This window comes from Sphingobacterium daejeonense, assembly GCF_901472535.1.
In the GTDB taxonomy this organism is placed as follows: Bacteria; Bacteroidota; Bacteroidia; order Sphingobacteriales; family Sphingobacteriaceae; genus Sphingobacterium; species Sphingobacterium daejeonense.
In genome coordinates this window covers 4,157,259-4,179,624 of the sequence record NZ_LR590470.1, presented here as the reverse complement: position 1 = coordinate 4,179,624, position 22,366 = coordinate 4,157,259, and the positions used below count along the sequence as shown (strand labels likewise).

Below are 22,366 nucleotides of genomic sequence, written 5' to 3'. Positions count from 1 at the left end.
ATTTAGAAGGTTAATCCTATTCCAAACACTATTTGTTTCATGGTCGGATAATTGGTTCCATTTACTTCGGGGTCAAATCCTTTGTATTTTGTAAATGTCCAGTAGTTCTCCATTGAACCAAATACACGTAAATTTTGAACAGCAATCTTTTGCGTTAATTCATTAGGAAAAGTATAACCTAATTGAATGTTTTTGATACGCATATAAGATTTGTTTTGTAACCAAAAATCACTGTTGATGTTGTTTCGGGTGTTGGTATATGGTAATAGTCTTGGATAGGTAGCATCCGTTCTGCCTTCTGTCCATCGTCCATCCACAATCTCTTGATTCAACTGGTAACCCCATCGAACGGTTGGAGTATAATGTAAATCTGTATACACTAATTTATTTCCAGCACTTCCTTGTAAAAATACATTGAAGTCAAAACCTCTGTAATCAAATCCCAAATTGAAACCGTAAGTAATTCTCGGAGCAGTACCATGACCTACAGCGACTCTGTCCTCATCATTGATTACGCCGTCATTATTGGTGTCAACATATAGCAAATCACCTTTTTCAGGCTTACCGTAAGCTGCAAATGGATTTAACTGTTGATTAGTTTCTGGATCCACCGGTGCGTTTTTGATCATGTCCTCCACCAACTGTAAATCAGCATCCGTTTGGATGATCCTGTCATGAAGCAAGATAAATTGGGTGTTAATGGCATAACCTTCTTGAAGTAAGTTGGCGCCTGAAATAGAACGATCATCACCTTTGAATTTGATGACTTTGTTGTCAATAAAAGTGAAGTTTCCACTAACGTTAAAGTTAAAGTTCTCACCGATTTTATCACGATAGGTCAAATTGGTTTCTATACCTCTGTTTCTAACTTTTGCTGCATTTGTTCTTGGAATTGATGCATCTCCAACTACCATAGGAGCAGGTAAATTGATCAGGATATTGTTTGTGGTTTTATCAAATACATCCACAGACCCACTCAATTTATAGTTCGATAAATCAAAATCCAACCCTAAGTTTAGCACATTTGTGCTCTCCCAAGTCAATAGACTATTGCTTAAACCGGTTTGAGCAAATCCTACAAATAATTGGTTGTTCAGGATGTAGTTCGCTGAACTATATAAGGTTTGATATTCGTAGTTGTTGATTCCGCCGTTGTAAAAAAACACATCATCAACGGTCCCATTATTTCCTAAGGATCCATAAGAGGCCCTCAATTTAAGCGTAGGCATCCAGCTTACATCGTAGAAGTCTTCAGATGATATTTTCCAGCCCACCGATGCTGATGGAAAAGTTCCCCATCTGCTTTTGCCACTCATAAACCTTGATGAACCATCTGTCCTCAGGTTTGCTTCCAATAAATATTTGTCGTCCCAGGAGAGGTTTAAACGACCAAAAAATGAACGCATAGCCCAGTCTGTGGTGTTCCCTGATGCTGAAGCATCCATTGTTGCAGCATTCAATACACTTAATGATGGATCTATCAAATCTAATTTTGATGCAGCAAACCAACCATCTTTTAAATATTCCTGACTGGCACCAACCATAACTTCGTATTTCAGACGGCTATCTGCTGCAGTATTTTCATATTTGGCAATACCATCCATGTAATAACGGTAAGTCTTGACAGATTGATTGGTCACTGAACTTCTTCCAGTTCCAGCTGTTGCAACGGAATTAGTCAAGAAGTTCCAACGGTCATTGAAAACAGGTTGGCTATATATAAAGTCATCATTATAGGTATAAGTATAAGATCCTTCTATGCTCAAACCTTTGATAGGTCTCAATTTAGCAAAGAATCTGCTGACAAACCTATTTTTGTTTATATCCCCTTTTTGAGCGTATAAACGATGTAATATGTTATTTGATTGTGGATCATCTTCTGGATTGTTTGGTGAACCAAATCTACCATCAGGAGCCCTTAATACCATCCCAGGCGTGCTCGCAGCAGCATATAAAAAGACATCATTGATGAGGTTAGTACCAATCATGGTTTTGGAAACGACTCCGTTGATATTGGTTCCCAATGTCAGCCAAGGTTTTATGTCAGCCTCGAGATTTATCCTCCCCGTATGTCTTTTATATGTAGCTTGTTCAACAATACCAGGATTATCCAATAACCCGTAAGAGCCGAAGAATTTGATTTTTTCGCTTCCTCCAGTAAAGGATAAATTGTGGTTTTGTGATATTTTGTTCTGAAACAATGATTCTACCCAATCAGTATTTGGATACATTAATTGATCTCCATTTTCATTGGCTCGCCACAGATCAATGTTTTCTTGGGAAAAGATAGGCTTTGCGTTTGCGTCACCATTTTTGTAGCCTTCGTTCACCAACTCCATATAATCAGCATAGTTGGAAATCATCGTCATGACATTGGAAGGCTTCTGAGAAGAGAAGTAATTGTTATAAATTACTTTGAAATCATTATTTCTTCCTTTCTTAGTAGTAATCAAGATAACACCATTTGCAGCTCTGGATCCATAGATCGACGCTGATGCAGCATCCTTCAAAACGGAGATGCTTTCTACATCTTGAGGATTGATCAGGTTCATGTCGCCAACAACTCCATCGATTACAACTAATGGGTTTGCATTGTTCAACGTTCCTTGACCACGAACCCGTAGAGATCCACCATCCGCTCCTGGTCGACCTGATCCTTGAGTAACCGATAATCCTGGAGCCTGACCAGCTAAACCAGATGATAAAGATGTAATTGGTCTACTGCCAACAACGTCTGACATTTGAATAGATGACACGGCACCGGTTAGGTTTTCTTTACGTTGAGTACCGAATCCGACTACTACAACTTCTTCAACATCTGTCGAGGAGCTCTGTAAAGTAATCTCTAAAAAACCATTGCCCTGTAAAGCAACATCTTTTGTAGCAAATCCCACCGAACTAACTTGAAGTACGGAGTTGGCTGGAACGCTCGCTAATTCAAAATTACCTTCAGCATCTGATTTTGTGCCAATATTGGTTCCTTTTAACTGGATGGTTGCTGATGTTATCGGATTTCCTTCTTCATCCACAACCCTTCCTTTGATAGTTTCTTGAACACTGTTGGAAAGAATTTCGGTTGCACCAAAATTAATTTCATAGGCGTTAATTTGCTGGGAACTAGCCATGAAAATCGATAGCAGCAGGGACCAGCTCACTTTAGGCTTGAGCTGCCGAACTCCCTTTTGCAAAAGAGTGAAATTTAGTTTCATTGTGTTGATAGTTTATATATGGTTTTATTATAAATTGGATATAAATTCCAAGATAAACCACGATACAAGCTATTCAATGAAAATTTCACGAAAACGATTTCTTGAAATGCATTAACAATTAACCAGAAAGGGAATTGTGATGGGTTTTTTTGTACAAAACATTACAGATGACCTTTACGCCATCTGCAACACTTTTTTATAATCGTACTTGCTGTATTTTTCCGTTGCCTCCTGCTCCCTGTGCAGTTCCAGAAGTTCGTTCTTGATCTGAACTTTCAGCCACAGGTCTGCCGGAGTATGGAAGAAATGTGCAAATTTCAGGGCAAGTACCGTGTTGAAACGCCTATCGTTCCGGTAGTATTTGTTCAGGTTGGAGTCGTCAATATCGATGTGCTTAGCAAACTCACCTTTCTTAAGGCCCAATACTTTCAAAAAGTCTTTTACAAAATCCTCGATGGTGAGTATGGTTTCCGGCATGACATCTTCGTCATTTACGTAATCTTCCATCTTGTAACGCACGGCAGCCATAGCATTCTGCAACAGCCGTTCCTTGCTGCGTTCGCCGTGGCGGAGTTTCGCCATAGTGGTAATGGCCTCTGTTTTCTCTGCACTCCACTTGCTACCGTCATTGGGGCGGATAGTCACATCGACTGTCTTTTCCCTGTTTTTTTTGTTTGTGTCCATAACGATCTCTTTTACGATGTTTCTTATGTCATATTAATCTTCCGGCAGATATTCCCTGAGAAGGGCTTCGCCATCTTCATCCATAATGACCATGGTTGTTCCGTCCCACCGTTTCGCATGGTATTTGGACGAATACAGTGCCATCAGCTTTTCGCATCGGCCTCGCTTTCTTCCATCACGTCGAAAAACAGCATACCACTGAAATGTTCTTTTCCCTGCAATACGCTCTGGCGGTAGGCAAAAGCGATCAGGCATCCTGCCACCCGGTCATATTTCTTGGAGTCTCCCTTGTTATGTGGCGCAACCTCCAGATAGGCCATGTACGGTATCATCTTTTGGTTGAGCGTGAAAATCATGCAACCTTCGGAAATGTCCGGTGTTTCTTCGGCAACTAGAATATATCCGGTAGCACCGGCCAACTTTCTGAGTTCCTTGTCAAAATTGAACCGCCAACCCTGTTGCATGGAGGGCATCTCGGCAAACTTTCCCTTTCTGATCAGGGCAGCCGCTTGTTCGGCACTGGACATCTTGATGATCTTGACCTTCTTTCCGTTGTCATTTAATCCCGGTGCTTTAAACGTTTCCATAAAGATACGAAAAGAAATATATTGGTACAAATCGTACCAATGCATTTAAGGTTGATATGTTGATAGTTAATCTATGGTTTTATTATAAATTGGATATAAATTTTAAGATAAAGCACACTAAAAGCTATTCAATAATAATTTCATGAAAACGATTACTTGAAATGCGTTAAAATTTAACCAGAATGGAAATAAATATGGGTTTTTATGGAAAAGTAATATGCCAAAGCAACCAGAGACTTTGACCAATGTCTTTAAGTTAATGGTGGAAATAAAGCAGATGGTTTGTTTTTTGGTGGGAGGGAGCCTTTTTCGACTACTTGGGTAACGACCTCATCGAGTAGTCGCATATAAAAACCACGCTTTTTAGCTAGTTTGATATTGAGAAGGTTGGTGATATCACGGTTGCAGTCGTCTTAATACTAAATACTAACTACTAAATACTAAAAAAGCGAATCATTTGATTCGCTTTTTTCTGTAGCCCGTAGGGGAATCGAACCCCTGTTTCAAGAATGAAAATCTTGCGTCCTAACCCCTAGACGAACGGGCCGTTTTGTTTTCCGGTGTGCAAATATAGAATTTACTTTTATTATCACAAAATATTTTTCATAAAAATTGCTGCTTTACATATAAGATGCTATTTTTAGGTTGAAAACAAATCATATGAAACTAATTAAAGCCTTAAGTATCTGCGGAATTCTGTTGGCAGCAATGCAATTGAATGCCCAACAGAAAAATATAGAAGTTAAGTGGGACTTCAATGAAAATTATAATCCGAAAGATAATATTGCCCTAAAAATAATCATCAAGAACAATGATGGACAGCCGGTCGATTTGAAAGGTTATAATCTTTGGTTCAATTCTATGTATCCAATCGAAGAACAGAATATTCCACTATATTCTATTCACAATCGTAACGGGAATCTTTATTCCATTGATTTTGCTGACCAAGCAAAAATAGGTGCACAGGATTCTATGGTAATTGATTATAAATCCCCTTATCCTATTACGCACACTTCATTGACTCCAAATGGATTCTATCTACAGAGTAGAACAAACCCAAGGGAATTAATAAATATTGGTCACCCAACTGTTAATCCTCTAAAGGTTTCTGTCGAGGAACAAAATAAGGTCCTAAATGAGCTATTTGAAAGAAATTCAAATCGAGTTACCAAAGGAGAGCAGTTGGTCCTTCCTACACCTGCGCATTTAATGATGGGAAAAGGCACCTATAAATTCTCCCAGCAGGTAGGTTATTATATCAATGAGCACTTTAATTTTGCGCTAAAGCCATTTCAGGAACTTTCCCAACAATTGACACAGTACTCATTTATCAATCAAGATGAAAAGAATGCTGCTATTAAGGTTTTGTATAAGAAAGGATTAGGTCCTGAGGAATACAATCTTAAGATTAACGCGAAAGGGGTAACAATTGAGGCTACCGAAGCCGCCGGTGCATTCTATGCCCTTCAATCCATAAAGTCTATGCTTTCTGCAGAAGAGTTGAAAGGGAATGGAGAAGTATCTTTTCCTTATGTGGAAGTAAATGATAAACCAAGGTTTGAATATCGTGGCTTTATGATGGATATTGCTAGGAATTTTAAGGATATCAATACCATCAAAAAGTATATTGATGTCATGGGGCAATATAAAATAAATAAGCTTCACCTACATTTTATCGATGATGAAGGCTGGAGGTTAGAGATTCCTTCACTTCCAGAATTAACTGAAATAGGCTCCAAAAGATCACCTTACTATCAGGATGGCACGAGCATACAGCCAGCTTATGGTTCAGGTACCAATGTTACGGAAGGTCATTTTCTGACCAAGGCTCAATTTCAAGACCTTCTGAAGTATGCAGCTTCTAGATACGTAACGATAATTCCAGAAATTGAAACTCCCGGACATGCCCGAGCAGCTATAAAATCCATGGAAACAAGGTATAATCGTTTGATGAAAGAAGGGAAGGCAAAAGAAGCCGAGGAGTTCCTGTTGTATGAAGCAGCTGATCAGTCGGAATACAGTTCTGCACAATATTGGGATGATAATGTCATGAATCCTGCGCTGCCTTCTGTATATCGCTTTTTAGATGTTGTTCTGGATGATATCAAGAAGATGTACGAGGAAGTTGGTTTGACCCTAAAGGTAGTTTCTTTGGGTGGCGATGAAGTTCCGGCGGGATCTTGGGAAAAATCTCCTGCTATTCAAGAGCTCATGAAAAAAGAAGGCTTTAAGTCCGTTTACGAGGTATGGCCATTCTATGTTGAAAAGATCAATGCAATCTGTGCTTCCAAAGGGTTAATCATGCAGGGATGGGAAGAATTCGGAATGGTGAACAAAGGGTCGGGGATGGTAGTAAATGATAAATTGTCGCACCTCAATATGTACTTAGATGTTTGGGCAAATGTAATTGGTGGCGGACAAGAGGATCTTGTTTATAGGCTTGCCAATGCTGGATATAAAACTATCTTTATTTCAGCCGCCAACTTCTACCTAGATATGGTATGGGATAAAGATTTCAGAGAACCCGGACTTAAATGGGCGGCAATTTCAGATCTTTACAACTCATTTTCATTGTTGCCTGAGGATTTTTTCTCAAACATGAGCTTGACAGATCCAGGTAAAAAATTGGAAAAAGATTATATCGCTTCAAAAGTAAGGCTTACGGAAAAAGGAAAGTCTAATTTATTGGGTGTTAAGGCTGCGCTTTGGGCGGAAACGGTTCTTACTCCAGAACGAATGGACTATATGTTGTTCCCTAGGTTGTACGCATTATCCGAACGTGCATGGGCACCAAAAAGAGTATGGGAATCGGAAGCCAAATTCAATGAAAAGTCTTTCAACCAAACTTATGCTGATTTTGTAAATAAGGTCGGTATTTATGAATTGCCAAAACTCGACCTTATTGCTGATGGATTCAATTATAGATTGCCATCCGTAGGGGTAACTCAAAAGGGAGATAAGTTAAAGGCGAATATAGAGTACCCAGGATTTATGATATATTACACAACTGACGGAACCGAACCAAACTCCAATTCAAATAAATATCCTGCTGAAGGAATTCAAGTGAAATCCGGAGACAAAATCAATCTGGCAGTAGTGGATGACAAAGGTAGGGTAGGAAGAGTGTCGACGTATGTAACGGAGTAGACATTAGACAAAAGACATTAGAATTGTATTAGTCCCTAGATAGGGTTGACTGTTTTATACTTTTTTCTATTTTCATAGTATTTACACTGGTACAGGGCAGCATGGCGTTTTGTAAACATTTCTAATAGTTATACTCCTATAGGGTTGGAAGGTCGGATTACAAATCTGCTATAATAGTTACACCCCTATTGGGTTGTGCTATTATCGAATATGAATTTCACGCCATACAACCCTGCTAGGGGTGTAACTATTATAGAAAAAAATGGCGATTGGCATATTTTCAGTGGCAGGTGGGGACACCTGCCACGGCTTATTGGGTTTCACCACCCACCCGGCATGGCTTTTGGATGAAGACACTAGCAAATCATACCCTGTCTTATGTCTTATGTCTAATGTCTAAATACTACCTAAACCCCACAAAAGAAGCAAAGCATAAATGTTTATGTAGTACATCAACTTTATTAAAACCAACTTTCTCCAATAAATTCAATTGGTATACTAATGGTCTCGGTGAGTCTTCTTTTTCAATATAGGCGAATACATGTTCTTGATATTCCTTATCCTTTAAGTCAGTCAAGAACGCTCCATACCTTTCATTATAAATAAACTCTTGGATTTCTGGACTGTTTTGCTGAACCATGTCCAAAATCCAAATACTGCCACCTTTCTTAAGAAGACCAAATAATTTCTCGAAAGACTTCTCCCAATCTTTATCATCGCGAAGATGATGGAAAACCATCGTGGCAATAATAACATCGTATTTTCCGTCCTCCAGTTCAACTGTCCTAAAATCCCCTTTGTAGATATTAACTTGGCCTGATGTATATTCCTGAACTCTCTCTTTTGCTCTATCCAACATGTTTTGACTAAGGTCAACCAAATCTACATTCACCTTGTTATTGGTCTTCATTAAGGTTTTTTATAGCATAGTTACCGGCGCCGCAACCAATGTCTAAGATGTTTTTAAGGTTCGGATATACCTTTTGAATACCATCAGTGATGAGCTCCATATTGAAGACCGCATCAAGCGTATTCGCCTGACTGGTATTCAAATCCGAAAACCTTTCAACATCAGCATCAAACCGTTGTTCTATTTCTTCAAGCGTTGATTTCTTCATCTTATTTAAATTGGTAAACTATAGACTTCGATAGTCCCTTCGAATTGCGACCACCGCTATAGTAAATTTACGAATAATCCAATGAATTTGTGATTTCTATCCTGTTCTAATGTCTATTGTCTAATGTCTTTTGTCTAACCCCATATACAATAAAAAAGACGTCCCTAAAGACGTCTTTCTTATTTTGTATGGGGTTTTAGAACTCCTTAAATTTCTCAGGCTCCATTTCCGTAAAGGATGCTACCTTTTGGTAGGTAATGCTGTCGCCGCTGCCTTTAAAAGTGGTAGGAAGGATCAATCCATTCCCAACATCCTTGTAGCCATTTACTAAATAGCTTTTGTTGTCCAAATCCAATCTTTTCACCAAGCCAGATTCTTCACTTACATAGAAACTCCCAGAGTTACCCAAGAAGTTTGAGAAATCAAGTTTCTGTAGTTTCTCCGCATTGATGATCTTGTTGCTGGATTGTGAACTAATATTGGATGCCATAATGCTAATAGGCAAAGACAATACTTTCAAGTCTATATTGTATTGACCAATTAGATCTGGCAATACTTCCTTATATTCTTGTAATGACACTTCAGCACCATTCTCATCAAATACATGATTTAATTTTTGGTTCTGTACATTCAATAAGGCGACTACATTTTCATTGTTCAATGTTCCTTCAAAACGAACATTCCCTGTTTGTTTGTCCAATAAGAACTTTCTGCTACCGCTGATAGAAGGATACTTGCTGTTCCCTGAAACGGTGAACATAAGGTATTTTGTGCTTTCCCATTTGTTCTTACCGCCTACGCCGGTCCAAATTTTGTCAATAATGCTGTTAGATTGTGCCAACATCAAGGTTGGTGAAAATGCTAAGACAGCAAATATTAAAATAGATATAGTAAACTATATTCTTTCCTTGTTTCATAATACTGATTTTTATGATATATGAGAGGGTGACACTACGTGCAATATCTTGCAACCCCAAAATCAAATTGGGAATGATTGAGTTGCGTTGTCCGTATGTGCAAAATGTTTCATAACCTCCTAGTTATCAAAAACAATACCACTAATGATTTTTATGTATTAAAGCCATTTGGATTGCCGTAATGGCAGCCTCTTCTCCTTTGTTTCCGTGTTTTCCTCCAGCTCTATCCAATGCCTGTTGTTCATTGTCGGTAGTTAATACCCCAAAAATTACAGGTTTATTATATTTTATCCCCACATTTGCGATTCCATTTGCTACAGCATCACAGATAAAGTCAAAATGGCGGGTTTCACCTTGAATTACACATCCTAAAGTAATAACAGCATCCAATTCAGCATTGCGTAAAGCAATATCACTTCCTGAGATCAGCTCATAACTGCCGGGAACCTCAATAAGTTCAATGTTTTCTTCTTTAGCTCCGTGATCCAACAATCCTTTATACGCACCGTTCAAGAGGGCGCCAGTAATCTGTGCATTCCATTGAGAAACTACAATCGCAAACTTTAAATTCTCAGCATTCCCCACCTGAAGATGTGAAAAGTCTGAAAGGTTTTTTAAGGTACTTGACATACTATAACATTAAATAAAAAGGGCTACCAAAGGGTAGCCCTCAAAGTTAATTAAAATATTTTTGTTGATTAGCTTTGAACTATTGGTATCAAGAAAACTACTGTTGTTTTGCTTGAACGCGAGCAATAAAACTTTCGATTGAAGTAGATTCAACGCTCTCAGGATATTCTTCCCTGATTCTTTGGTATGCTGCCTCAGCGTTCTTGAAGTCGTTCAACTCCTCATAAACCAATCCTAATTTCTTAAGGAATAATGGAGTAGTATAGCCGTTTTTGCTCTTATCTGCAGCTTTCTTGTAGATAGTTGCTGCCTTATCGTAGATTTTCTCTTCTGAATATGCATCTCCTAAAAGACCAATAATCAATGGGTCAAGAATTTCACTTCCTGTTTCAGAATACTGCTCTAAGTATTTGATCGCTTCTTTGAAGTTCTTTTGACGCAAATATAAACCTCCTAAATAAGCGTTTGCAATGTTTGCTGATTTAGTGTTAGAATACTCATCTGCTATTTCTTTGAAACCTGGGAATGATCCATCGCCTTCAATCGCTTTGTTTTGTAATGAATCGATCGTTGCGTAGTACTCTGCTTGGTACATTTGGTTTGCAGCTTTCTCAGCTCTAGGTGCTAAGTATAATTTTTGGTACCCAAAATATAACAAGATCAATACAATGATACCTGCTACGATAAAGATGATACTCTTTTCATTTTCTTGAAAAAATGATTTCTTCGGCCCTGTTTTTACCGCTGAAGAACCGCTTTGATTATTTTGTGACATTCTTTGTTTTAATAGATTACGGAACGCAAAAATACACTTTTAAAGAATACTTGCAATAACTTAGGAAAAATATTTAACAGCATTAAGAGTTGATATTGACCATTTTTTCCTTATCCAATTGTTCATAAATAGAATTTTGGCTTTTGAATTCAGGTACCATCACCTTCATCTGCCTAACAATATTGAGGTTGTTGTTGCTGTTTAATTCCTTTGAAAGCACATGAATTTCATTTTTTACCAATTCAAAGTCATTTTCCCTAACTTTGGCGATCATGATTTTATCATGATGTGTAGGCATCGTGTTCTCAAGGTCATTCAACAACTCTTCATATAATTTCTCGCCTGGTCTAAGACCAGTGAATTTGATGTCGATATCTTTAAAAGGCGTAAATCCAGACAATCTGATCATTTTCTTGGCCAAGTCCACAATCTTAACGGATTTGCCCATGTCAAATACGAAAATCTCACCGCCATTACCCATATTGCCAGCCTCGATAACTAATTGACAAGCCTCAGGGATGGTCATAAAATATCTAGTAATATCTGGATGAGTAACCGTAACAGGGCCACCCTTTTCTATTTGGGTCCTTAAACCTAGGGATTACAGATCCGTTTGAACCCAAAACATTCCCGAACCGCGTTGTGATGAAACGCGTAGATTTAATGCCATTAACCGTAGTAAGGTAATTGTTCAAAGACTGAACGTATTTTTCAGCAATTCTTTTAGTAGCACCCATTACATTCGTTGGGTTTACAGCTTTGTCGGTCGAAACAAAAACGAATTTCTGAACATCAAACTCAACAGCTAAATTTGATAACAAATAAGTGCCGAATACATTTGTTTTTACTCCTTCACTAGGATGGTTCTCCATCATAGGTACATGCTTATATGCAGCAGCATGATAAACATAATGAGGCTTGAAAGTTTCAAATAACAATCTCATTCTTTCTTCGCTACGAATGTCAGCAATAAAAGTATGATAGATTTGATTCTTAAACTGATCCTGAAGGTCTAATTGAAGGTTATGCAATGGCGATTCAGCTTGATCACATAAAATGATCATTTGAGGCTCATAACGTCCTAACTGTTTAGAAATTTCACTTCCGATAGATCCCGCAGCACCAGTGACCAATACTCTTTTTCCACGCAATTGATCCAATAACTTTTCGTTGGAAATTTGAATAGGAGCTCTCTCCAATAAATCTTCTATCTTGATTTGCTTTATCTGAGAAGGCGAGAGGTCACCATTTATGATTTTACTTACTGGTGGCAATGTCAAGACTGTAACATTATGCTCCAATGCTTGGTCAATAATATTGTTCTTGACTTCAATATCGATATTGGAAGAAGCGATAATCAACTCATCAACACCAAATTTATGAACTGCCCTTAGAAAATCTTTAGAACCGTAAATCTTTAACCCATCGATTGATTTCCCAATTTTCTCCTCATTATCATCGATATAGGCAACTATTGTTTTTTCTGATCTGAAATCATGTTCAAAAGTACGTTTTACTGCAATTCCCAAATCTCCGGCTCCATACACAATTGCATTTTTCCGACCATTCCTTGTCGACTTAGTGTATTGAAAAAAGATCTTAATACATGTACGATAGGTAGTGAGTCCTGTAAATGCAAACAGGGCATAAATAATAATGAGATTTGTAGGGATGTTGATCTGTATTTGTAACGCGATAAAGATCAGTTTGGCTATAAACATGATTATCGAGGTGAACACAATAGTAGATAAGATCCGGATCGAATCTACTGCAGAAGTGTACCTCACAATACCACTATAAAGCTTGAATACTAAAAATGAAATCGCAGTTAGGATCATACAGAATAAAAATTCCACAGAGAAGTCTAACTTTGAAAAAGAATCAACATTAAAATTATTGTAAAGCGTGAATGCAAGTAAAAATGCACAGGCAGAAACAGCTATGTCGAACATAAAAATAATCCATCTTGGAACTATCTTAATGTGATTCAACGGCTTAATTATTCTCATTGTAACAGGTTAGTTTATAAACTTCCGATTATTATGTTTCATATAATCTAATTTAAACCAAATATAATCGTTTAGGGTTTATTTGTTGAAAATTTATTGTGTATTTTTAACTTGCATTATATTTAAGTAAATGATAAATGTATCAAAATTAGCCCAAGAAGGGGTCTTACAACCTAAAGAAGCTTTGCTGTCTAAAGATCGAAAAAAAGGCAGTTTGACCATTGGTATTCCTAAGGAAAATACCTTTCAGGAAAATCGAATTCCATTGACACCTCTGTCTGTAGGTTTGTTGGTAGAAAATGGACATGATATCATACTTGAATCTGGAGCCGGTGATGCCTCCAATTTCCAAGATCATCATTACAGTGAACAAGGAGCACGCATTGTTTATGACAAAAAGGAAGTATATAAAGCCGATTTGATCATAAAAATTTCCAGCCCAACATTGAAGGAAGTAGAATTAATGAAGAACCGTCAGGTTCTATTCAGTTCTCAACAACCATCCTTAATGGACCTTAACGTCCTTAAGGCATTAATGAAAAAAACAAATCACTGCCCTATCTTTTGAATATCTCCAAGATGAAGGCGGACATCTGTCCGTTGTAAGGGCAATGAGCGAGATCGTGGGAGCCACCTCCGTTTTAATAGCTGCAGAATATCTTTCTAACGTATTTGATGGAAAAGGGCTGATGCTAGGTGGAGTTACTGGAGTACCTCCAACTGAAATGGTCATTATAGGCGCTGGAACAGTTGGGGAATTTGCTGCAAGGACAGCCATTGCCTTAGGTGCGCAAGTAAAAAGTATTCGATAGTTCTGTTTACAGATTAAGAAGATTGCAGAGTAATGTTGGCAGCAGAGTTTTCACATCTGTGGTCCAACCAATCGTTCTCAATAAAGCCGTTAAAACATGCGATGTCGTGATTGGAGCTGTAAGGGCCAAAAACGGTAGAACACCATGCTTGATTTCTGAAGATACCGTTTCCAAGATGAAACCGAATTCAGTTTTGATAGATGTAAGTATTGACCAAGGAGGTGTTTTTGAAACTTCTGAAGTCACTAACCATGAGAAACCTACATTCAGAAAATACGATGTTATACACTATTGTGTGCCTAATATCGCCTCTAGGGTTGCCAGGACTGCCACTTATGCACTAACCAATATTTTTACTCCAATATTGATTGAAATTGGAGAAGCTGGAGGCATGAACAATATGATCTGGGCAAACCAAGGCATTCGAAGTGCCATCTATCTATACCACGGAAACCTAACTAATAAAGACATGAGCGAGAAGTTTCAGATCCCTTGCAAAGATCTCAACCTGATCGTGATGGCAAATTTATAAACTATGAAAAACTATTTAATCCTTTTTATTCTGAGCATGATTGCATGGCATTCTAAAGCCCAAGATACCGGGCAAATGAGATATTTATATGGTACGGAAGAAATTCCTGGCGCAAAGGTAAAAGTTGAAAGTCTGGAAGAACTGGATAAACCTAAACTTTACGTTCATAAAGCAGAACAAGACCAAAAAAGATTTGGTGTTTTTGGTGATACCGGGTGGTGGATATGCCGGTGTAGCGATAAACCATGAAGGGCATGATGTTGCAAAAAGATTAAATGATTTGGGATATTCTGCATATGTATTGCTTTATAGAATTCCTAAAGAGGAGACTATGAGCAATAAAAAATTTGGTCCTTTACAGGATGCTCAATATGCTATAGCGCAGATTCGTGAAGAAAATCCTAAAAAACAGGTTGTTGTAATTGGTTTCTCCGCTGGCGGTCACCTAGCAGGATCTCTTTCCAATCTTTTCGAACACCCGCAAACACCTTATTTGGAAAATGCAAATCTGAGACCTGATTATTCAGTCCTTTGTTACCCAGTGCTAACCATGGAACAAGGTGTAACGCATCAAGGATCAAAACAAAATCTAATAGGTCCCCAATTTAAAGCAGAAGATGTTGAATTATTTTCACTAGAAAAACAAGTGGATGAAACTAATCAGCCTACCTTTTTGATGAGTGCAAAGGATGACAAAGCTGTGCCTATTGAAAATAGCTATAGATATCAGAAAGCATTGAATTCATATAATATTCCCAATACACTATTCACCTATGAAGAAGGTGGACACGGGTTTGGGCTGATCAATAAAACTGACAGTAGAGATTGGTTTGCAGTCATGATGGAATGGTTACAGACGGTTAAGAAATAATTCTATTTAAAGGAATGAGAAGAAGATACGAGAATTTTGATTCTCGTATTTTTTTTGATCTCTGTTTTTGGAAATTGAACAGTATGTAAAGTTAAATCATCATTTCCAACAATCAGCTCATTATAAAAACCTCGAAATTTGATATCCTTTATCCAAAATGAGCCATTGTCATCTGATTCAATATTTATATCCTCTTGTAAGATGGATATGAGAGAGCCAGTATCAATTCCCAAAACCTTAGCTTTGTTTGCTGAAAGGATATTGCTTTTTGCCAACAATCTGGCCGTATAAGGAGTATTGGGTTTGGAGTACAATTCCTTTGGTTTTCCATAATCTGCAATTTCTCCAGCTTTCATGACCAAAAGGTAATCAGACATTGCCAGAACTTCTGCAGGGTCATGAGATACCAAAATAACGGTAAGCCCAGTTCTGGCTACTATGTTCTGGATATCCTGTTGCAATTCGTCCCTGAATGCAGCGTCAACTTGGTTAAAAGGTTCATCCATCAACAATACTTCAGGATCATTGATCAAAGCCCTAGAGATGGCAACCCGCTGTTTTTCACCACCACTAAGGTCTGCCACTCTTTTCTGAGCCAAGTGGTCAATTCTTAATTGTTCCAAAACTTCCTGAGTACGTTTGGCTTTCAGTTCCAGATTCGTGTTTGATAATTGAGATGCCACATTATCCCAAACCTTGGCGTAAAGATTAAGATCATCAAAACCCTGGGAAACCAATTTCATGGCGTCATGACCTGGAATCAACTTGTCTTTTCTTGTAGGAACTAACCAACCTCGATATCGCACTTCACCAGTACTTGGTTCCAATAATCCATAGATCAATTTCAACAAAGTACTCTTTCCACTTCCTGATTCTCCGATTATGGCGGTTATTTTGCCTTCCTCAATGCCAAAGCTGACCCGGTTTACTGCCGTAACCAGCACTTTCCCGTCAAAAACAGTCGACACATCCGATCCATGGATCAATGGAAGATCAGGCTTTTGGACATCAGAAAATATATATTGACAAGAGTTAGATTGTTGAGCCATAAAAAATGTCGGGTTTTTTGAACCCGACACAAAAATACAGTTTATGAATCGTTTTTGCTATTAAAAACCTAGGGTTAATCCAAATGTTAGATTTCTCAGACCTTCTTGTTCAGGGCTTTTCTCAAACAAATCATTCATATAATATTTAGCAAACAAACCTAGATTATCATATCCTATCCTCACAAAAGCACCGTACTGAAAAGTCTGTAAGTTATAATTGTCCTTGAATTTCTGCTTGCCATTTGCATCACTTTTTAAGCGTTGTGTTCCTTTAAGCAAAATCCCTGTCATTGCACCGAATGCCAATTTTACACGTTTTCCATTTTCCAATTGTTTGCTTCTTAGTTCAAATGAAAGGGGTAACCTTAAGTAAGTAGATGTAATTACATTTTTAGAATAGTTCGCAGACTCATCCAACTCCACATAATCTATTGGAGAGGTGTTTTCCAATAATTGGATATTCTGCTTCAATCTCCAATAATTCCACTCAAATCCTGCTGATAAATAAACTTTAAACTGATCTGAAAACCTGATTCCATATTGAGCAATATCAAAACCAAAGTTTGATGATCTTTTATAGCTCATGAACTGATTTTCTTCAGATAATGTGAAACTACCCTCGTCAGATAACCTTGAGAAACCCCAGTCAACACGTGTAAAGGTAATCCCTCCATAAGATCTTGGGTAGGATATCTCCTTTTTGATGGAATCCTTATCCTCCTCATCTACTTTACCGATACTCAAAGAATTGGATTTGCTGTCTGTAGAGTCATTTTTTTCCTTTTTATAAACGATCTGTGCAGATGCGCTACTCCCAATAAATGCTATTGAAGCAATGGTCAATAAATAGTTTTTAATATTCATGTTATCTTCTGGTTTTTGCAATACTGTTAAATAAATCTACTTTTATGGTACCCTCGTCATCACTGCTGAATTTGACAGTTTTATTTGATGGGTTTATGTTTTCGGCAATGTTGTTTAAAATATTGGTGAAAATGGTTTGTTTCTTTTTCGGCTGCTGTTTGACTTCTGCATACATGACATCTTCGTTTTCAATAATGTTTACCAATGGTTGGATAGGAGCAACCTCTATGGCACTCAGTTCAACCTTGTTTTGGTCAATTTCGTTTAATTCGATGGCATTAATAACTTCCATTTCACTAGCTGGAGCAATCTTTTCATAAGATTTCTTCGTTTCACTCAAGGCTAACCTGTTTCCAGAATCAGCTAATCTATCTAGTTTCTCCTCGTCAGTTTTTGCTATAGTTTTTACAATAGCTATCGTACTTTCAGCTGCGGGATTCTTAGATTCGGCTAAAACTGATTCATTCCTCTGTGAAATCACTTTTTCAACTGGCTGAATGATGGTTGCCGAAGGCAATTCCAATTTCTGCTGATCTTCATTTGGAAGTTTTTCCACTTGATTTACTTCTTTGCTTGCTAACTGAGGTTGAACAGTTTCATTATTGAGTATTCGATCAGGCATATTCAGGCCGATTCCAAGAGCGATTAATAAGCAAGCAGCAATTGCCCAAACCTGCCAATTCAGCTTAGGTTTCATTGGAATTACCTTAGTTTCGTCCAGCTTGGATTCAATTCCCTGCCATACTGAAGCAGGTGGAGTTGCTTCTTGTTCTTTCAGGCTATCAGAAAACATTTTGTCTAGATCTTGATCTTTCATATTCCTAATTCCTCCATTTTTTGAATACGCTCTTTTAGCCAATTTCTTGCTCTTGAGAGCTGAGATTTTGAACTGCCTTCTGATATGTTCAGCATTTCTGAAATCTCCTTGTGATTGTACCCCTCTATGACGTACAGATTAAATACCGTCCGATATCCCATCGGAAGTCTTTTAATAAGGTTCAGTAGATCTTTGTAGTCCAGGTGATTTAATGAAGCTGTACTTGAGAACTCCATTTCCCTAGCAGTCAATTGATCTGTTGAAAGAAATTGGATCTTGTTCTTTCTGAGGCTTTCTATAGCCGTGTTGACCATGACTCTTTGTATCCAACCTTCCAATGAACCTTTACCTTCATACATTTCACATTTGCTAAAGACCTTGATAAATCCATTCTGTAGCATGTCGTTTGCTTCATCTTGGTCTCTTGCGTATCGCAAGCACAACGCGTACATCTTGGATGCAAATAAATTATACAGCTCCGATTGAGCCTGTCGTTCATTCGACTTGCATCTCTCCCATATATGTATCACTTTATTAGGCTCCAATGTAATCTGGTTTATTGTAAGACGCGGGTTGGCCTAAAAGGGTTGCAACAGAATAAGAAATTATTTCAATTTTATCGTTCTGCTCTGGTCATCAGCCACTTCTATTTGAACTATGGCTGCGTCTTCAGGAATTAAATTAGGGATTTTCTCTGGCCATTCAATAAAACAATAGTTGTCGGAATAAAAATATTCCTCATACCCTAAGTCAAAAGCCTCTTGTTCATTTTTCAATCGATAGAAATCAAAATGATAAATTGGCCCTTGCGCTGAGCTATATTCATTTACAATGGAAAAAGTTGGGCTAGAAGTACTATCCTCAACGTTCAGAAAATCACATATTGCTTTTATAAATGTAGTTTTTTCCGGCACCCATTGGTGCTTGAAAAACAAATACTCTTTTGTCGCCTGCATTGTCTATTAGCCATTTGGCAGCATCAGGCAAAGCTTCAGGATTAGCAACTTTAAACTCCATTATATTTTTGAATTATTTTGGACTGTAGGTGATAAATGGAATAATCATTTCTTCCAAGGATATACCTCCATGCTGAAATGTTCCATTGAAATAGTTAACAAACTGATTATAATTATTCGGATATACAAAATATGTATCTTCCTTGGCGAATACATAAGTCGAGCTGACATGTACTCGAGGTAACTGTGCTTCCAAAGGGTTTTTGATTACAAATACATCCTTTTCTATGTAATTGAGGTTTTTACCTTGTTTGTATCTTAAGTTTGTGTTCGTGTTGCGGTCACCAATTATCTTGCTTGGTTTTTTAACCCTAATTGTCCCGTGATCTGTTGTGATGATTACCCGAACATTTTTTTTGGACAACCATTTCAGAACATCCAACAGAGGGGAGTGTTCAAACCAAGAAAGTGTCAATGACCTATATGCTGCTTCATCATTTGCCAATTCTCTGATCATCGCCATGTCCGTACGTGCATGGGAAAGCATATCTACAAAGTTATAGACCAATACATTCAGATCATTCAGCATGTATTTATTGATGTTTTCCAATACATCTTTTCCTTGGTCCATCGTAATCACTTTGGTATAGCTGTGTTTGATGTCTCTACGATAAACTCTTTTAATCTGATCAGCTAGAAAAACATCTTCATATAGGTTTTTTCCACCTTCATCATCATCATTTTGCCATTCATTAGGGAATCTTTTTTCCATTTCTAAGGGTGTCAACCCGCTGAAAATAGCATTCCGTGCATATTGAGTTGCTGTAGGGAGTATACTATAGTAACTGTCTTCTTCTTCAACACGATAATAGTCGGTCATCACTTCATTGATAACTTTCCATTGATCATATCTCAAATTGTCGATTAAAAAGAAGAAGGTAGGTTTTTCCGGTTCCATTTTGGGGAATACCTTAGTCTTGAAAAGCTGGTGAGACAATATTGGACCGTTTTCAGGGTTTATGATCCAGTTCAAATATTCTTTCTCAATAAACTTCGAGAACAATAAGTTTGCTTCTGACTTTTGCATGGTCAATATTTCGTGCATGCCTGCATCTTCAAGTTTTTCTAAAGAAAGTTCCCAATACAGCAGTTTTTTATAGGCTTCGATCCATTGTTGATAATTTAGGTTATCATTCATGCGCATTCCCAATTCTCGAAAATCTTGCTGATAGGCCATGGACGTTCTTTCAGAGATCAAACGCTTATTCTCCGTAAACTTTTGATGGTCAAAAGAATCTGTTTCGGGTTTACAGGTTTGATTAAATAGTCGTCTATTTTGGCTCCGATAGCATCTTCCATCAGGTGTTCTTCCTCATTTTTGGTAACCAAAATAGTGGGTATAGAAGGATTGATGGCTTTTAATTTGTCCAATGTTTCAAGTCCAGTCAGTCCAGGCATGTTTTCATCCAGAAATACCAAATCAAAGGGCTCGTTCTGAAATGCTTCTACGGCATCCGAGCCATTGTTTACGGTTTTAACCTTATAATCTTTATGTTCCAATAATAAAATGTGAGGCTTTAGGAACTCAATTTCATCATCAGCCCAAAGTATATGTATTTTCTGCATGTGTCTTTCCTTATAAGGGCTAATTTACGGCTTTTCTGATAGTATTTTGTAGAAAGTGATTAGTATTTAGGCAAGTGGTTTTGGAAAGGTGTCAAATATGGCTATTGTTCGACTCTTGTTCCTCTTTTGTTTGCAGTTTGTTCGGACCGTGTTCGGAGCTTGTTCGGAACATCGCCGAACGAGGTCCGAACAAGGTCCGAATGAGAGAGGACGGAGAGCGGAACAAGAGTCGGATGAGAACTGGGATATATTCTAAAAGAAATTTCTATGCGTATTGGGAGGTATATTTTGTTTCGATAAATGGTTTGAGGTTACCAATTTTCCTGAGTTTTGTTGGTTAAACATTACATATTGCGGTGGTTTTAATTCTTTTTGGTTTATTTTTAACATTTATTAAGTACCATGTATGTATCTTTGCCCGTATCTTAGCCATAATATACAGCATAATACATGCAGATTTGGCAAGAAATTTAATCACTATTTTAGGCATTTGAACAAGAAAAAAATTATAAATGACCCCGTCTACGGTTTTGTAACGATTCCGTCAGGGTTTATTTATGACCTGATTCAACATCCCTACTTGCAAAGACTGCGTTACATAAAGCAGGTTAGTATGACTCATTTGGTTTATCCTGGGGCATTACACACTCGCTTTCAGCATGTTGTAGGTGCCATGCACTTGATGAGCTTAGCCATCGAAACGCTCAGAGGTAAAGATGTTGAAATTTCCGAGGCTGAAGAAGAAGCAGCATTAGCAGCAATTCTTCTGCATGATGTTGGCCATGGCCCATTCTCACATTCTCTCGAGCATACACTAGTCGAAGGAGTTTCGCATGAACTTATCTCCTCACTGCTGATGGATAAGTTGAATACAGAATTTAATGGTCGACTAAACCTGGCCATCACCATATTTAACGATCAATATCATCGAAAATTTCTGCATCAATTGGTTTCGAGCCAGTTGGATACAGATAGGATGGATTATTTGAACAGAGATAGTTTCTTTACGGGAGTTTCTGAAGGGGTAATTTCTTTCGACCGTATAATCAAGATGCTGAATGTGAAGGATGATGAGTTGGTGGTTGAGGCGAAGGGGATTTATTCAGTTGAAAAGTTTCTGATTGCAAGGAGATTGATGTATTGGCAGGTATATTTGCACAAAACAGTCATTACTGCTGAGCAGATGATGATTAAAGCCCTTGCTAGAGCTAAGGAATTGAGCAATGGAGGAGTAAAACTATTTGCTACCCCTGCCTTAGATCATTTCTTGAACAATAAAATCGATAAAGAAACATTTCTTTCGGATGAGTCGCATTTAGCCTGGTTCACTCGTTTAGACGACACTGATATTTTATCGGCTATTAAGATTTGGGCAGATCATGACGATTTGATTTTAAGTACGTTATGTTCTAAGTTGATCCGTAGGGAACTATTCCGTACGGAATTGAGCAATACCCCATTTTCTGCAGATTATGTTTTGGAACTGAAGGAACGAATTATGGATCGGTTCAAGATTGATGAAGAAGATTTGGACTATTTTTTATGTCAACAGGTTATTGGGAACAATGCATATGATTCATCTGTTAGCAAGATCTGTGTTTTGTTTAAAGATGGACAGTTGAAAGATATTGCTGAGGCATCTGATTTGTCCAACATTGAATCATTATCCAGGAGGGTTGAGAAATACGCGATTACTTACCCCAAGGAAGTTGGATTCATTCCCACTGACCAAAGAATAATTATTAACATATAACACAAGAATT

The 22,366-nt window shown here is 37.8% G+C and carries 20 protein-coding genes, 1 tRNA gene and 2 pseudogenes; 5 read left to right on the top strand and 18 right to left on the bottom strand.

What is annotated here, in order from left to right; genetic code table 11:
- Nucleotides 1-2: 2 nt before the first annotated feature.
- The 4 genes from FGL31_RS19965 to FGL31_RS19950 form a co-directional block, all read right to left on the bottom strand.
- A complete protein-coding gene (locus tag FGL31_RS19965; RefSeq protein WP_138093968.1) occupies nt 3-3,209 on the bottom strand; it encodes a SusC/RagA family TonB-linked outer membrane protein in 3,207 nt (1,068 codons plus the stop codon).
- A 174-nt stretch (nt 3,210-3,383) separates the two neighbouring features.
- The gene (locus tag FGL31_RS19960; protein WP_138093967.1) at nt 3,384-3,893 is read right to left on the bottom strand and encodes a helix-turn-helix transcriptional regulator; all 510 of its coding nucleotides are present in this window, start codon (nt 3,891-3,893) and stop codon (nt 3,384-3,386) included.
- 143 nt (nt 3,894-4,036) lie between these two features.
- The gene (locus FGL31_RS19955; protein WP_232047011.1) at nt 4,037-4,525 is read right to left on the bottom strand and encodes a hypothetical protein; all 489 of its coding nucleotides are present in this window, start codon (nt 4,523-4,525) and stop codon (nt 4,037-4,039) included.
- A gap of 430 nt (nt 4,526-4,955) precedes the next feature.
- Nucleotides 4,956-5,027: transfer RNA gene (locus FGL31_RS19950), tRNA-Glu, on the bottom strand.
- Nucleotides 5,028-5,140: 113 nt separating this feature from the next.
- Here FGL31_RS19950 and FGL31_RS19945 point away from each other — a divergent pair.
- On the top strand, nt 5,141-7,627 hold the full coding sequence (locus FGL31_RS19945) for a family 20 glycosylhydrolase (RefSeq protein WP_138093965.1): 2,487 nt from the start codon (nt 5,141-5,143) through the stop codon (nt 7,625-7,627).
- Nucleotides 7,628-8,030: 403 nt separating this feature from the next.
- Here the strand turns inward: FGL31_RS19945 and FGL31_RS19940 are convergent, their stop codons facing one another.
- The 7 genes from FGL31_RS19940 to FGL31_RS19920 form a co-directional block, all read right to left on the bottom strand.
- Entirely contained in the window at nt 8,031-8,537 is a 507-nt protein-coding gene (locus tag FGL31_RS19940; protein ID WP_232047010.1) for a class I SAM-dependent methyltransferase, read from the bottom strand.
- Nucleotides 8,524-8,745 (bottom strand): hypothetical protein, encoded by a 222-nt coding sequence (locus tag FGL31_RS26835; protein ID WP_232047009.1) that lies wholly within the window; start codon nt 8,743-8,745, stop codon nt 8,524-8,526. The genes FGL31_RS19940 and FGL31_RS26835 overlap by 14 nt, the downstream gene beginning before the upstream one ends.
- A gap of 196 nt (nt 8,746-8,941) precedes the next feature.
- Nucleotides 8,942-9,589, bottom strand: coding sequence for a hypothetical protein (locus tag FGL31_RS19935; RefSeq protein ID WP_138093963.1), 648 nt, complete (start codon nt 9,587-9,589; stop codon nt 8,942-8,944).
- A gap of 214 nt (nt 9,590-9,803) precedes the next feature.
- Nucleotides 9,804-10,292, bottom strand: a complete 489-nt coding sequence (ribH, locus tag FGL31_RS19930; RefSeq protein ID WP_138093962.1) for a 6,7-dimethyl-8-ribityllumazine synthase — start codon at nt 10,290-10,292, stop codon at nt 9,804-9,806.
- A 97-nt stretch (nt 10,293-10,389) separates the two neighbouring features.
- Nucleotides 10,390-11,067: a tetratricopeptide repeat protein gene (locus tag FGL31_RS19925; RefSeq protein WP_099370645.1), complete on the bottom strand. Its 678-nt coding sequence runs from the start codon at nt 11,065-11,067 to the stop codon at nt 10,390-10,392.
- An 82-nt stretch (nt 11,068-11,149) separates the two neighbouring features.
- The gene (locus FGL31_RS29370) at nt 11,150-11,608 is read right to left on the bottom strand and encodes a polysaccharide biosynthesis protein (RefSeq protein WP_317131155.1); all 459 of its coding nucleotides are present in this window, start codon (nt 11,606-11,608) and stop codon (nt 11,150-11,152) included.
- Nucleotides 11,601-13,076, bottom strand: a complete 1,476-nt coding sequence (locus FGL31_RS19920; protein WP_317131096.1) for an SDR family NAD(P)-dependent oxidoreductase — start codon at nt 13,074-13,076, stop codon at nt 11,601-11,603. The genes FGL31_RS29370 and FGL31_RS19920 overlap by 8 nt, the downstream gene beginning before the upstream one ends.
- A 130-nt stretch (nt 13,077-13,206) precedes the next feature.
- Between FGL31_RS19920 and FGL31_RS19915 the strand changes: the two are divergent.
- The 3 genes and pseudogenes from FGL31_RS19915 to FGL31_RS19910 all read left to right on the top strand — a co-directional run bounded on the left by FGL31_RS19915 (nt 13,207) and on the right by FGL31_RS19910 (nt 15,291).
- Nucleotides 13,207-14,420: pseudogene (locus FGL31_RS19915) on the top strand (alanine dehydrogenase).
- A 3-nt stretch (nt 14,421-14,423) separates the two neighbouring features.
- On the top strand, nt 14,424-14,669 hold the full coding sequence (locus FGL31_RS22815; protein WP_171017737.1) for a hypothetical protein: 246 nt from the start codon (nt 14,424-14,426) through the stop codon (nt 14,667-14,669).
- Nucleotides 14,626-15,291, top strand: coding sequence for an alpha/beta hydrolase (locus FGL31_RS19910; protein ID WP_232047185.1), 666 nt, complete (start codon nt 14,626-14,628; stop codon nt 15,289-15,291). Before FGL31_RS22815 ends, FGL31_RS19910 begins: the two co-directional genes overlap by 44 nt.
- Nucleotides 15,292-15,293: 2 nt before the next feature.
- On the opposite strand, the gene FGL31_RS19905 is transcribed toward FGL31_RS19910, so the two are convergent.
- The 7 genes and pseudogenes from FGL31_RS19905 to porX all read right to left on the bottom strand — a co-directional run bounded on the left by FGL31_RS19905 (nt 15,294) and on the right by porX (nt 20,603).
- Nucleotides 15,294-16,340 (bottom strand): ABC transporter ATP-binding protein, encoded by a 1,047-nt coding sequence (locus FGL31_RS19905; protein ID WP_138093958.1) that lies wholly within the window; start codon nt 16,338-16,340, stop codon nt 15,294-15,296.
- A 60-nt stretch (nt 16,341-16,400) separates the two neighbouring features.
- Nucleotides 16,401-17,204, bottom strand: coding sequence for an outer membrane beta-barrel protein (locus tag FGL31_RS19900; RefSeq protein ID WP_138093956.1), 804 nt, complete (start codon nt 17,202-17,204; stop codon nt 16,401-16,403).
- A 1-nt stretch (nt 17,205) separates the two neighbouring features.
- Complete coding sequence (locus FGL31_RS19895) at nt 17,206-18,021, bottom strand: hypothetical protein (RefSeq protein WP_138093954.1); 816 nt, start codon at nt 18,019-18,021, stop codon at nt 17,206-17,208.
- Nucleotides 18,018-18,566, bottom strand: a complete 549-nt coding sequence (locus tag FGL31_RS19890; protein ID WP_138093952.1) for an RNA polymerase sigma factor — start codon at nt 18,564-18,566, stop codon at nt 18,018-18,020. Before FGL31_RS19890 ends, FGL31_RS19895 begins: the two co-directional genes overlap by 4 nt.
- Before the next feature lie 60 nt (nt 18,567-18,626).
- Nucleotides 18,627-18,935 (bottom strand): tRNA (adenosine(37)-N6)-threonylcarbamoyltransferase complex ATPase subunit type 1 TsaE, encoded by a 309-nt coding sequence (gene tsaE / locus FGL31_RS19885; RefSeq protein WP_317131095.1) that lies wholly within the window; start codon nt 18,933-18,935, stop codon nt 18,627-18,629.
- The gene (locus FGL31_RS29365; protein ID WP_317131094.1) at nt 18,898-19,038 is read right to left on the bottom strand and encodes a P-loop NTPase family protein; all 141 of its coding nucleotides are present in this window, start codon (nt 19,036-19,038) and stop codon (nt 18,898-18,900) included. The genes tsaE and FGL31_RS29365 overlap by 38 nt, the downstream gene beginning before the upstream one ends.
- Before the next feature lie 12 nt (nt 19,039-19,050).
- Nucleotides 19,051-20,603, bottom strand: a pseudogene (porX, locus tag FGL31_RS19880) (T9SS response regulator signal transducer PorX).
- A gap of 490 nt (nt 20,604-21,093) precedes the next feature.
- Here porX and FGL31_RS19875 point away from each other — a divergent pair.
- On the top strand, nt 21,094-22,356 hold the full coding sequence (locus FGL31_RS19875; protein ID WP_232047008.1) for an HD domain-containing protein: 1,263 nt from the start codon (nt 21,094-21,096) through the stop codon (nt 22,354-22,356).
- Nucleotides 22,357-22,366 lie beyond the last annotated feature (10 nt).